Below are 11,902 nucleotides of genomic sequence, written 5' to 3'. Positions count from 1 at the left end.
GACTGTCTCAGGTTCCGCTATTCGGTGATCCGGAAGAGCGATGCCGCTGCGGCACTGTTCGATCTGAAATAGGAATGGACATAGCTCGCCCGCAGCGATCCGCGTATGAACAGCGCTTCGCTGCGTCCGCCGTTGGGATTGCGGGTCTGGGCGAAGGGCGCGAGATCGGTCTCGATCCGCGAATAGTGAAAGCCGTGTCCGCGCAGCGTGCCGCCGGGCCACGGGCATTCCTGCAGGCCGAGACCGCCAAGGCGCGACTGCATGATCGTGCGGCCGGGCAAGAGTCCCGCCATGACGTGGGTCTGCCCGTCGATCGTCTCCAGCTCTTGCGCACACACCATCATGCCGCCGCATTCGGCGAGGATCGGCTTGCCCCGTTCGTGATGGGCCCGCAGCGCATCCAGAAACGCGCCATTGTTCGCCAGCGCTTCGGCATGGAGTTCGGGATAACCGCCGGGGAGCCAGAGCGCATCGAAATCGGGCAACGAGTCTCCTGCAAGCGGTGAGAAGAAATGGAGGTCCGCCCCCAGCTCGCGAAGCACCGCCAGATTGTCGGGATAGATGAAGGCAAAACAGGCATCGCGTGCGATCGCGATGCGTTGTCCTTTAAGGTCTGCCGGCAGCGCGGCGTAATCAGTTCCGGGGGTGAAGGTGACCGGCGGCGGCAGGTCGTTCACTGCGGCTGGAAGCCCCCGCGCGCACGCTGCAATCCGTTCGTCCAGGCCGGCGATCTCATCCGCTATCAGCAGGCCGAGATGGCGCTCGGGCAAGGCGAAGTCGGCGCTGCGCTCCACCGCGCCCAGCCACCGCACCGGCGCGCGCACGCTGTCTTCCAGCATGGCGGCATGGCGCGCGCTTCCCACTCGATTGGCGATCGCGCCGTGCAGCGCGATGTCGCTGCGGTAGGTAGCGAGGCCGTGGACGATCGCGCCGAAGCTTTGCGCCATGGCCGAACCGTCGATCACCGCCAGCACCGGCAGTCCGAAGCGCGCGGCGATATCGGCAGCCGACGGATCGCCGTCGAACAGGCCCATCACGCCTTCGACGAGGATAATGTCCGCCTCGCACGCCGCCTCGTAGAGCAGGCGGCGGCAATCATCCTCGCCCACCATGAACAGGTCGAGCGAGCGGACCGGATGGCCGCTCGCCCGCTCGAGGATCATCGGGTCGAGGAAGTCGGGCCCGCACTTGAACACGCGCACCCGCAGGCCACGATCGCGGTAGCGGCGCGCGAGGGCGGCGGTGACGGTGGTTTTCCCTTGCCCCGACGCGGGCGCGGCGACCAGCAGCGCGGGGCAGCTCGCGCTGCCGGTCAAAGATCGATGCCTTTCTGCGCGCGAACCCCGGCGCGAAAGGCATGCTTCACATCGCGGATCGAGCTGACCGTGTCCGCCGCCTCGATGAAGTCATCATGCGCCGCGCGGCCCGTTATCACCACATGCTGCATCGGCGGGCGGGCCTCGATCGCGGGCATGATCTCTTCCAGCGAGAGATAGCGATAAGTGACCAGATAGGTCAGCTCGTCCAGCACCACGAGGTGGATCGAGGGATCGGCGAGCGCCTCCTTCGCCTTTTCCCATCCCGCGCGGGCGGCGGCGATATCGCGGTCCCGGTCCTGCGTTTCCCAAGTGAAACCCTCGCCGCAGCGTTCCCAGCGCATGTTGGGGTCGCGAGCGAAAAAGGCGCGCTCGCCCACTTCCTCCTTGCCCTTGATGAACTGGAACACCGCCGCCTTGTGGCCATAGCCCAGCGTGCGCGCGACCATGCCGAAGGCGGAGGAGGACTTGCCCTTGCCGTTCCCGGTCAGGACCAGCAGCAGGCCCTTGTCCTCCTGTGCAGCGGCGATGCGCTTGTCGACCACCGCCTTGTGCTTCGCGGTGCGGGCACGGTGGCGGCGGTCGATCTCTTCCTTGTCGGCCTCGCTCACCGGGTGCTGTCCGGCACGCGCTGGCCCGTCAGGCTGCGCGCCGCGACATGCGCGATCACGGCGATGCCGGTCCAGCTCAGCGTCGCGATCAGCGTGCCGGGGAAATAGCGTTCGAGGCGCGGCAGCCAGCCGGCCAGGCTCGCATCGGGGAAATGTCCGCTCAGCGCATAGAACCCACCGCTGGAAAAGGCGTTGGAAACGAAGGCCGCACCCGCGACGGTGGCGATCAGCGCGGGCAAATGCGCCAGCTTCAGCTCGAGCCGGGCGGCGGTGAAGCGGCCCGCCAGCCACATCACGCCATAGGCGGGCAGCAGCATCCAGTAGGCAGGGGTGAAGCAGAAGCTTTCCCCACCCTCGACACCGATCACCGCGAGATCGATCGCGAAAGCGAGTGCGAACAGTGCTGGGAAGGCGAGGCGCGGGCGAATGTAGAACCCGGCGACGAGGAAGCTGGCAAGGCTGGTTTCGGGCAGGTGCACGAACTCGCTCAGCGAATGCGGACGGGTCGCCAGCATGACCGCGGCAAGCGCAGCGAAGACGAGAATATCGAACCGCCGGATTGCGTGACCGGACGGGGCGGTGGTGGATAGATCGGACATCATTGGACTCCCTTGAAGTTGCAACGATGCGTTGCCCGGTGCGCCCGGCCGGAAAGGCGGGTGCCACGGGACAGAAGGCCATGACCGGGGGCCATGGCGCACAAACAGGATCGCGAGTGCCGGATGACGGCCCTCCCTCTTCAACGCACACACAGGTGTCGTCCACCAAGGGATCGGACCCTCTTTCGACCGGTACATCCCGCCCGGGCGAAGAACGACGGCAACGGGCCGGTTTCCTGACTTGCCGGTTCGACGCGGAGACCGCCGCCTTCTCGAAAGGGCACGATGCCCGTTCAATGGCGCGATGGCGGTCCGCTCACCGGCATACAGTTGCGGGAGCAGTGCCGGATTGGGCTGGCGGTGCCAGCCTGCCGGACTTCCCGATTAAGCCCTTGCGGGCACCCGTTACGCCGCCCCTGATATGGAGGATTGGCAGCGCAGGCAAGACTTCGCGCTTGCACAACGGGCTTGCCACGCGCGCCGCCCCCGCATATCGGGCCGCCAAGCTTCAGGTTCCCCGAGAGGGGATTGAAAGGGAACGCGGTTAAAGACCGTGGCTGCCCCTGCAACTGTGAGCGGAGAGCCATCGGCCATCATGCCATTGGGGCGCGCAAGCGGCCCGAGAAGGCGGCCCGACCGGCATCGACCCGCGAGCCAGGAGACCTGCCTGACGCCGTCGTTCTTCGTCCGGACAGGGTGTGCCGGCCGAACGGGGTCTTCCTCGAGAAACGACAGCCATTGCCTCGTGCGGCGCGTGCCGGACGGGATGGCTGGTGCGTGCGCCTCGCGGTGCCTGTTCCCGTCATTCCCCCGACACGATCCGCGCGGAGCGTCGTGTCACTTCTGGGGAATGTTCATGCCCGAAAACTATCCTGTTTCCATCCTGGCGCTTGCCGCCGTCCTTTCGCTTTCCACTGCCGCCCACGCGGAGGATGCCGATGATACCATCGTCGTCTCCGCGCTCAGAACGCCGGTCGAGACCGATCGGGTGTCGTCCTCGGTGACCGTGCTTGACCTCAAGCGGATCGAGCAGGAGCAGCCGCTGGCGGTGTCCGATGTGCTGCTGCGCACCCCCGGTATCAGCCTGAGCCGCAATGGTGGCTACGGCACGGCCACCTCGCTGCGCATCCGCGGGTCCGATCCGGGGCAGACCGTCCTCGTCGTCGACGGGATGCGGCTGGCCGATGCCTCTACCACCGATGGCGGCGCGGATTTCGGTAACCTGTTCGCCGACGATATCGAGCGGATCGAGATCCTGCGCGGGCCGCAGTCGATCCTGTGGGGCAGCAATGCCATCGGCGGCGTGGTCAACGTGCTCACCAACCGGCCGACCGCGCCGCTGGAGGGCCGTGTCTCGATAGAGGGTGGATCGCGCAACACGCTGAATGCGCGTGCGGGTGTCGGCGGCAGCGGCAAGCTGCTCGACTGGCGGATCGCGGGCAGCACTTTCACCACCGACGGAATCTCGGCGCGCGCCAGCGGGACCGAGCGCGACGGCTTTGAGCGCCAGTCGGCCAGCGGCACGCTGACCGCCAGGATTGCGCCCACGCTCTCGGCAGACCTGCGCGGCTATTACTCGCATGGCAGCAATGATTTCGACGGCTCTTCGGGCGATACGCTGGCCTATGGCGTGACGCAGACCTGGGCGACCTATGCCGGGATCAACGCGACCGTGCTCGACGGTCGGCTCGTCAACCGCATCGCCTTCATCGAGACCCGGACCGACCGCGACAATTTCGATCCCGCAAGATCGGTCCGCACCAAGACCTTCGACGCGCAGGGGCGCACGCGCCGCTATGAATATCAGGGCGACCTGACGCTATCCGACATGGTGCAGGTGTCCTTCGGAGCAGAGCGCGAGGAACAGCGCATGCGCACTGCCTCCCCGCGCGACAATAACGCGCCGGTCGATGTCACCCGCGCGAAGGCGGACACGAACAGCCTGTATGCGCTGGCGCGCGTCACGCCGGTGGCCGGGCTGACGATCGATGGCGGGGTGCGTTATGACGATCACACGCGCTTCGGCGACAACACGGTGTTCAGCGCAGGCGCAAGTTTCGAACCTTGGCATGGCGGCACGCGGCTGCGGGCGAACTATTCGGAAGGCTTCAAGGCACCCTCGCTCTACCAGCTGTTCAGCCAGTATGGCTTCGCGGACCTCGACCCCGAGCATGCCAAGGGCTGGGAAGCGGGGATCGAGCATGATCTGCTGGATGAGCGTGTGACGTTCTCGGCGGTCTATTTCGAGCGCGACACCGATAATCTGATCGATTTCGCTTACTGCCCGTCGTCGGCCCCGCTGCCGCCGGAATGCTTCATTCCCGGCAGCGATGTGGAGCGCTTCGGCTATTACGCCAATATCGATCAGAGCCATGCACGCGGCGTCGAAGTCGCGGGTGACGCGCGCTTTGGACCGATCTTCGCGCGCGGCAATTTCAGCTGGGTCGAGGCCGAGGATCGCACCGAGGGCTCAACCTTCGGCCAGCAATTGCCGCGCGTGCCGCAATACCTCGCCAATGCCGCGATCGGCTATCAGGCGCGGCAGGGCCATTCCTTGAGCATCGCGCTGCGCTATTCGGGCGAAAGCACGGACCGGGCAGGCGGCGACATGCTGGACGACTACCTGCTGACAGATCTGCGCGGCGAGTGGCACGTGAGCGGGCCGCTGGTGCTCTATGGCCGGGTCGAGAACCTGTTCGACACCGACTACGTCACCGCCAAGGGGTACGGCACGCTTGGTCGCAGCGTTCATATCGGCCTGAGGACGCGGCTGTGACGCTGGCGCCTGCCAGCAGCGGCGCATCTGTCGTCGTGTGCAGCACCTGCCGCCTGTCCGCCGATCGTCGCGAAGACGACGACGGGCAGCGCGGCGGCGCGCGCCTTGCGCAGGCGCTGCGCGAGGCGCGGGGCGCGAGCGAGCGCTACGCCGACATCGCGATCGAGGAGATGCCCTGTCTGTTCGCGTGCCAGCGGCACTGCACCGTGCATGTGCGCGGGCCGGGCAAGATCGGCTATGTGCTCGGCGACTTTACGCCCGACAGCGAGAGCGCCGAGGCGATCCTCGAATACACCGCGCATCACGCCGAAAGCGAGCACGGCAAGGTCGCCTATGCGAACTGGCCCGCAGGGGTGAAAGGCCACTTCATCGTGCGCGTGCCGCCCGAAGGAAAGGTCGCGACATGACCGCTTTCGCCGATCCCGCCGCGTTCGCCCATGCGCTCGCCATGCTGCCCGAGCCCGATCCGAAGGTGCGTGCCGCCGCGGCTGCGCGGCAGGCGGAGCTGACCAAACCGGCGGGTTCGCTCGGCAGGCTGGAGGAGATCGCTGTCTTCATGGCCGGCTGGCATGGCACGCCCCGACCTACGGCGGATCGGATCGATGTCGTGGTCTTCGCGGGCAATCACGGCTGCGCAGCGCAAGGCGTCAGCGCCTTTCCCACCGAAGTGACCGCGCAGATGGTCGCGAACTTCCAGCATGGCGGGGCGGCGATCAACGCGCTCACTCATGCCTGCGGGGCGAGCCTCGCGGTGATTCCGCTCGACCTCGATACGCCCACCGCCGATATTTCGCGCGCGCCCGCGATGAGCGAGGCGGAATGCCTCGACGCGCTGAACCGGGGGGCGGCTGCGGTGCCGGAGGGATGCCAGCTGTTCGTTCCCGGCGAGATGGGCATCGGCAACACCACACCCGCAGCTGCGTTGTGTGCCGCCGCGCTTGGGGGCGAGGCAGAGGCATGGGTCGGCAGGGGCACCGGCGTTGACGATGCGATTCTCGCCCGCAAGCGCGCGCTGGTGGAGGCTGCGCTGGCCTTGCATGGCACTGCAAGTACCAATGCCTTCGAGACGCTGCGGCGGCTCGGCGGGCGCGAGATCGCGGCGATGGCGGGGGCGGTGCTCGCCGCGCGCCACAGGCGCATTCCGGTGATGCTCGACGGGTTCATCGGCTGCGCGGCCATCGCACCGCTGGCGGCAGAGGCACCGGCCATCGTCGATCACTGCCTCGCGTCGCATCGCTCTGCCGAGAATGCGCATGGCCGCCTGCTCGACGCGCTCGGGCTCGATCCTCTGCTCGCGCTCGACATGCGGCTGGGCGAAGGCTCGGGCGCGGCGGTGGCGGTGCAGATCGTCCGCTCCGCGCTGGCCGCGCATGACCGGATGGCGACTTTTGCCGAAGCTGCGGTGGCAGGGGCGACATGAAGCCCTTCGCCCTCCACCTGCTGCGCCATGGCCCACCGCTGCGCACCGGGCTGATGCTGGGCCATCATGACGAACCGGCGGCCCCGGGCGCGCATAGTGCACTGATCGATCATGCGCAGGGTCTGGGCGCGGCAGAAGTGGTCTCATCGGACCTCAGCCGTGCAAGCGATGGCGCACGCGCGATTGCCGATGCCCGCGCGTTCCCGCTGAGGATCGATCCGCGCTGGAGGGAGCTCGATTTCGGCGCGTGGGACGGCAAGCCATCCGCCGCGCTGCCCCCCCGGCAGCTCAAGGATTTCTGGTCTGATCCCGATGCCAACCCGCCGCCCGATGGCGAGCGGTGGAGCGACCTGCTGGGCAGGGTCGGCAATGCCATCGTCGACCTCGACCGACCCACCATCGTGGTCTCCCACGCCGGGGCGATGCGGGCGGCGGTCTCGGTTCTCACCGGGCTGGATCATCACGCCGTCTGGGCGTTCGACCTGCCCTATGGCGCGTTGCTCTCGATCCGCGTCTGGCGCGGCGAGGGGAGCGAACCGGCAAGCGGACAGATCGTGGGCCTGCGCACATGAAATCGCTCATCCTCGCCATCCAGTTCATGACCCGCGTGCCGCTCCCCGCGGTCGCCGCGGACACGCGCGATATGGCGGGGGCTATGCGCTGGTTTCCGCTGACAGGCGTGATCGTGGGGCTGGCGGTGTGGGGCGCGGTATGGGTCGGCGGATTGGTCGATCCGCTGGTCGCGGGCGCGGCGGGGCTTGTCGCCTGGGCGGCCATCACCGGCGCGCTTCATCTCGATGGCTTGGGCGACGTGGCCGATGCTTCGGGCGGGGCGCACAAGGACGCCAGCCGGATCTCGGAGATCTTGGCCGATCCGCATATCGGCAGTTTCGGTACGGTCGCCATCGGCCTGCAGTTATGCGCCAAGCTTGCGCTGCTTTCGGCGCTTTCGAAAAGCGACGCTCTCTGGGTGTTGCCCGCGATCTGTTGCATCGCCCGGATGGGCCCTCTGCTGTGGGCGAAGGTCCTGCCGCCGCTGCATGAAGGCATGGGGACGCAGTTCGCCATGGCGCTGCGCTGGTACGATCTGACGGGCTGGATCATTGTCGCCGCGGTCCTGTGCTGGCTTGCGCCCGCCTTGCTGGTGGCGGCTCCGGCGATCGGGGTGTGGGCGCTCTGGGTCCGTTCGCGCCTTGGCGGCATATCCGGCGACAGCCACGGCGCGGGCATAGAAGTCGTCGAGACCGTGCTGCTGCTCGCCTGGATCGCTGCATCATGAGCGGCGCGTTCGACTGGCATGGCGGCAGGCTCGATGCGGCCTGCGCGCGTTTCGGCGGAGCGCGGGAAGAATGGCTCGACCTCTCGACCGGGATCAATCCGTGCCCCTGGCCGGTGCCGCGCGATCTGGCACCCGACTGGCATGCTCTGCCCGATCCCTCGGCGCTGGCCGGGCTGGAGGGGATCGCCGCGCAGTATTTCGGCGTCGATCCATCGCTGTGCTGCGCGTTGCCGGGAAGCGAGATCGGGCTGCGGCTGATTGCCGCGATCCTCGGCCTGCCGGGGCGCTATATCCAGCCGTGCTATCGCACGCACGCCGCGATGTTTTCACAAGCCGACCCGGTGGTTGAGCCGCGCGACGGCGATGGCGCGAATGCTCTCGTCATCGCCAATCCCAACAATCCCGATGGCCGCGTCACACCGCCCGCGATGCTGCGCGAATGGTTCGCGCTGCAGGAGGAGGCTGGCGGCTGGCTGATCGTGGACGAGGCGTTCGTCGACACCATGCCGCTGGTCAGCATTGCGCCTGAAGTCGATCCCGCGCGCCGACTCATCGTGCTGCGGTCCTTCGGCAAGTTCTTCGGGCTGGCGGGGGTGCGGCTGGGCTTCGCGATCGCGCCGCCCGACGTCATCTCCGCACTGCGCGATCTGCTCGGCGACTGGCCCTTATCGGGCGCGGCACTCGCGATCGGTGAACGCGCCTATTCCGATAGCGCATGGATCAACGCTACGCGCACCGCGCTGGCCGCTCGCGCCGCGCAGTTTGACCGAATCCTGTCTCAGCATGGGATGGAGCCACAGGGCGCGTCGCCGCTGTTCCGGCTGGTCCGGGCGGAGAACGCGGGCGCGCTTTTCGATCGCCTCGCCCGGCATCGCATCCTCACCCGGCCCTTCGCGGATCGGTCGGACTGGCTGCGCTTCGGCGTGCCGGCAAATGAAGCGCAGATGCAGCGGTTTGCAAGGGCGCTGGACGATGGCTGATCCGGTACTCGCCGCCGCGATGGCCCTGGATGCGGCGTTTGGCTGGCCCGGCTGGCTCTACCGGCGCGTGGGGCATCCGGTCGGCGGCTTTGCTCGGATGATCTCGGCGGGCGCGGAGATGCTCAACCGGCCCCAGTACAGCGCAAGGCAACGTCGCCTTGGAGGCATCGCGACCATGCTTGCGGTTATAGCGACTGCCGGTGGGGTTGGGTGGGCGGCTCAAGCCGTCGTCCGGCAGATGTTGGGCGAAAACGGCTGGCCGCTCGTCGCGCTCCTCGCCTTTCCCGCCATCGCCCAGCGCAGCCTGATCGACCATGTGCGTGCCGTGTCGAGCGCGCTCGCCACGGGCGATCTTCCTGCCGCGCGGCAGGCGGTGGCCATGATCGTGGGCCGCGATACGGCCGCTCTGGACGAGGCGGGCGTGGCGCGCGCCGCGATCGAGAGTCTGGCGGAGAGCTTTTGCGACGGAGTGATCGCGCCTGTCTTCTGGTTCGCGGTGCTGGGCCTCCCCGGCATCTGGATGTTCAAGGCGATCAACACCGCCGACAGCATGATCGGCCATATCGAGGAGCCGTGGCGCGATTTCGGCTGGGCGGCCGCGCGGATCGACGATCTCGCGAATTTCGTGCCCGCACGCCTCGCCGCGATCCTGATCTGCCTCGCCGGGCCTGGCGGCTGGCGGATCATGTGGCGCGACCACGCGCGCCACGCATCGCCCAATGCCGGCTGGCCCGAAGCGGCGATGGCGGGCGCGCTTGGCGTCCGCCTTGCCGGACCGGTCAGCTACGACGAGGTCGGGCATGAAAAACTCTTCATCGGTAGCGGCGGCGAGGCGACGCCCGGCGATCTGCGCCGGGCGATCCGGATCGTATCGCTTGCGTGGCTCATCACGCTCATCATTGCGGGAGCATTTGCATGGCTGGCCTGATGTTGCAGGGGACGGGCTCCGACGTAGGCAAATCGGTGCTGGTCGCGGGCCTGTGCCGCGCGCTCGCCAATCGCGGGATCGCGGTGCTGCCGTTCAAGCCGCAGAACATGTCCAACAATGCCGCCGTCACGCCCGAAGGCGGCGAGATCGGCCGGGCGCAGGCGTTGCAGGCGGTGGCCGCGCGGGCGGAGTTGCATGTCGACATGAACCCCGTGCTGCTCAAGCCGCAGGCGGACCATACCTCGCAGGTCGTTGTCCATGGCAGGATGCGCGGCACGCTGGGTTCGGGATCGTTCAGGCAGGCGCGGGGTGCCCTGCTGGGCGAAGTGATGGAGAGCTATCGCCGGCTATCGGCGCGGTGCGATATCGTGGTCGTCGAAGGCGCGGGATCGCCCGCGGAGATCAACCTGCGCGCGGGCGACATCGCCAATATGGGCTTTGCCCGCGCGGCCGATGTCCCGGTCGTGCTGGTCGGCGATATCGACCGCGGCGGCGTGATCGCGGCGCTGGCCGGGACGCGCGCCGTGATCGACCCCGCCGATGCGGCGATGATCCGCGGCTTCATCGTCAACAAATTCCGCGGCGACCCCGCGCTATTCACCGATGGCTATGCCGCTATCGAGCAACTGACGCGGTGGCGCGGCTATGGCGTGGTGCCGTGGTTGGCCAAGGCGCATCATTTGCCGAGCGAGGATGCGGTCGTCCTCGAACGCGCAGCCGCCGCCAGCTCCGGCCCGAAACGCATCGCCTGCCCAATCCTGCCGCGCATCGCCAATTTTGACGATCTCGATGCGCTGAAGAGCGAACCCTCTGTCGAACTCGTGATGGTGCCGCCCGACACGCCGATCCCGCTGGTCGACATGATCGTGCTGCCCGGCTCCAAGGCGACCATTGCCGACCTTGCGTTCATCCGCGAGCAGGGGTGGGACATCGACATCATCGCCCACCACCGGCGCGGCGGCGCGGTGCTGGGGATTTGCGGCGGCTACCAGATGCTGGGCCGCTCGATTGCCGACCCGCTCGGCATCGAAGGTACGGCGGGGCGAGCGGACGGGCTTGGCCTGCTCGATGTGGAAACCGTGCTGACCGGCGACAAGCGGGTCAGCCAGGTGCGCGGTCAGGCGATGGGTGCCGGGTTCGAGGGGTACGAGATCCACATCGGCCAGACCACCGGGCCCGATACGAAGCGCCCTTTTGCTGAGCTGGGCGAGGGCCATGCGGACGGGGCGCAGAGCGCCGACGGCACAGTGATGGGGACCTATTGCCACGGATTGCTGGAATCGGGCCCCTTGCGCCGCGCGCTGCTGGCGAAAATCGACGCTCCCTCGCACGCGCAGCCGCATGCGGACCGGGTCGACGCGGCGCTGGAGGATATCGCGGCCAGGCTGGAAGACGCGCTCGACATCGACGGGTTGATCGCGCTGGCACGGGAGAACGCCATATGACGAGCCTGCTGGTCCTGGGAGGCGCGCGCTCTGGCAAGAGCCGCTACGCGCAGCAACGCAGCGAAGCGATCGACGGACGGCTTGCCTATATCGCGACGGCGGAAGCGCGCGATGACGAGATGCACCAGCGGATCGACCGTCACCGCGCAGATCGCGGCGAGCGATGGTTCACCATCGAAGCTCCGCTCGACCTGCCGGCGGCGATCGCCGAGGCGGATGCAAAGGCCGATGCGATCCTCGTCGATTGCCTGACGCTGTGGCTGTCCAACCTCATCCTCGCCGATCGGCCGGTGCCGGTCGACGCGATCGAGCGTGCGATCGGCGAATGCCGACATCCGATCGCGCTGGTCGCGAACGAGGTCGGCTTCGGCATCGTGCCGGACAATGCCCTCGCGCGCCGCTTCCGGGACGAAGCGGGGAGGCTCAACCAGCGGATTGCCGGCGTCGTGGACGAAGTTGTGCTGGTGGCGGCGGGGCTGCCGCTATCTCTGAAAGCATGAGTCGCCAATGACGTATTTCCGGCCGGGGAGGGGCTACCTCACAGGCCG

The 11,902-nt window shown here is 67.8% G+C and carries 12 protein-coding genes and 2 riboswitches; of the genes, 9 read left to right on the top strand and 3 right to left on the bottom strand.

Annotation, left to right across the window (positions count from 1 at the left end; genetic code table 11):
- Positions 1 to 17 precede the first annotated feature (17 nt).
- The 3 genes from KYN89_RS11440 to KYN89_RS11430 are packed head-to-tail and all read right to left on the bottom strand — an operon-like array spanning position 18 to position 2,526.
- Entirely contained in the window at positions 18 to 1,316 is a 1,299-nt protein-coding gene (locus KYN89_RS11440) for a cobyrinic acid a,c-diamide synthase CobB (RefSeq protein WP_222825175.1), read from the bottom strand.
- Positions 1,313 to 1,927 carry a cob(I)yrinic acid a,c-diamide adenosyltransferase gene (gene cobO / locus KYN89_RS11435; RefSeq protein ID WP_222825174.1) on the bottom strand — a complete coding sequence of 205 codons (615 nt, stop codon included), beginning with the start codon at positions 1,925 to 1,927 and terminating at the stop codon, positions 1,313 to 1,315. The genes KYN89_RS11440 and cobO overlap by 4 nt, the downstream gene beginning before the upstream one ends.
- Positions 1,924 to 2,526: a hypothetical protein gene (locus KYN89_RS11430; protein ID WP_222825173.1), complete on the bottom strand. Its 603-nt coding sequence runs from the start codon at positions 2,524 to 2,526 to the stop codon at positions 1,924 to 1,926. The genes cobO and KYN89_RS11430 overlap by 4 nt, the downstream gene beginning before the upstream one ends.
- A gap of 209 nt (positions 2,527 to 2,735) precedes the next feature.
- Positions 2,736 to 2,947: riboswitch (cobalamin riboswitch) on the bottom strand.
- Positions 2,948 to 3,019: 72 nt separating this feature from the next.
- Positions 3,020 to 3,211: riboswitch (cobalamin riboswitch) on the top strand.
- A gap of 171 nt (positions 3,212 to 3,382) precedes the next feature.
- On the opposite strand from KYN89_RS11430, the gene KYN89_RS11425 reads away from it, so the two are divergent.
- From KYN89_RS11425 to cobU, 9 genes are read left to right on the top strand one after another with little or no spacing between them, the layout of a single operon-like run.
- Positions 3,383 to 5,302 (top strand): TonB-dependent receptor plug domain-containing protein, encoded by a 1,920-nt coding sequence (locus tag KYN89_RS11425; protein ID WP_222825172.1) that lies wholly within the window; start codon positions 3,383 to 3,385, stop codon positions 5,300 to 5,302.
- A complete protein-coding gene (locus KYN89_RS11420; RefSeq protein WP_222825171.1) occupies positions 5,299 to 5,709 on the top strand; it encodes a DUF1636 domain-containing protein in 411 nt (136 codons plus the stop codon). The genes KYN89_RS11425 and KYN89_RS11420 overlap by 4 nt, the downstream gene beginning before the upstream one ends.
- Positions 5,706 to 6,722, top strand: coding sequence for a nicotinate-nucleotide--dimethylbenzimidazole phosphoribosyltransferase (gene cobT, locus KYN89_RS11415; RefSeq protein WP_222825170.1), 1,017 nt, complete (start codon positions 5,706 to 5,708; stop codon positions 6,720 to 6,722). Before KYN89_RS11420 ends, cobT begins: the two co-directional genes overlap by 4 nt.
- Positions 6,719 to 7,294: a histidine phosphatase family protein gene (locus KYN89_RS11410; protein WP_222825169.1), complete on the top strand. Its 576-nt coding sequence runs from the start codon at positions 6,719 to 6,721 to the stop codon at positions 7,292 to 7,294. The genes cobT and KYN89_RS11410 overlap by 4 nt, the downstream gene beginning before the upstream one ends.
- Positions 7,291 to 8,001, top strand: a complete 711-nt coding sequence (locus KYN89_RS11405; RefSeq protein ID WP_222825168.1) for an adenosylcobinamide-GDP ribazoletransferase — start codon at positions 7,291 to 7,293, stop codon at positions 7,999 to 8,001. Before KYN89_RS11410 ends, KYN89_RS11405 begins: the two co-directional genes overlap by 4 nt.
- Positions 7,998 to 8,981, top strand: coding sequence for a threonine-phosphate decarboxylase CobD (cobD, locus tag KYN89_RS11400; RefSeq protein ID WP_222825167.1), 984 nt, complete (start codon positions 7,998 to 8,000; stop codon positions 8,979 to 8,981). The genes KYN89_RS11405 and cobD overlap by 4 nt, the downstream gene beginning before the upstream one ends.
- Positions 8,974 to 9,909, top strand: a complete 936-nt coding sequence (cbiB, locus tag KYN89_RS11395) for an adenosylcobinamide-phosphate synthase CbiB (protein WP_222825166.1) — start codon at positions 8,974 to 8,976, stop codon at positions 9,907 to 9,909. The genes cobD and cbiB overlap by 8 nt, the downstream gene beginning before the upstream one ends.
- Entirely contained in the window at positions 9,897 to 11,354 is a 1,458-nt protein-coding gene (locus KYN89_RS11390; protein WP_222825165.1) for a cobyric acid synthase, read from the top strand. The genes cbiB and KYN89_RS11390 overlap by 13 nt, the downstream gene beginning before the upstream one ends.
- Positions 11,351 to 11,854: a bifunctional adenosylcobinamide kinase/adenosylcobinamide-phosphate guanylyltransferase gene (cobU, locus tag KYN89_RS11385; RefSeq protein ID WP_222825164.1), complete on the top strand. Its 504-nt coding sequence runs from the start codon at positions 11,351 to 11,353 to the stop codon at positions 11,852 to 11,854. Before KYN89_RS11390 ends, cobU begins: the two co-directional genes overlap by 4 nt.
- The last annotated feature ends 48 nt before the right edge of the window (positions 11,855 to 11,902 follow it).

It is taken from the genome of Alteriqipengyuania abyssalis, assembly GCF_019857185.1.
Lineage (GTDB): Bacteria > Pseudomonadota > Alphaproteobacteria > Sphingomonadales > Sphingomonadaceae > Alteriqipengyuania > Alteriqipengyuania abyssalis.
Note: the sequence above shows the minus strand (reverse complement) of the source record. Positions and strands in the feature narration are given on the sequence as shown.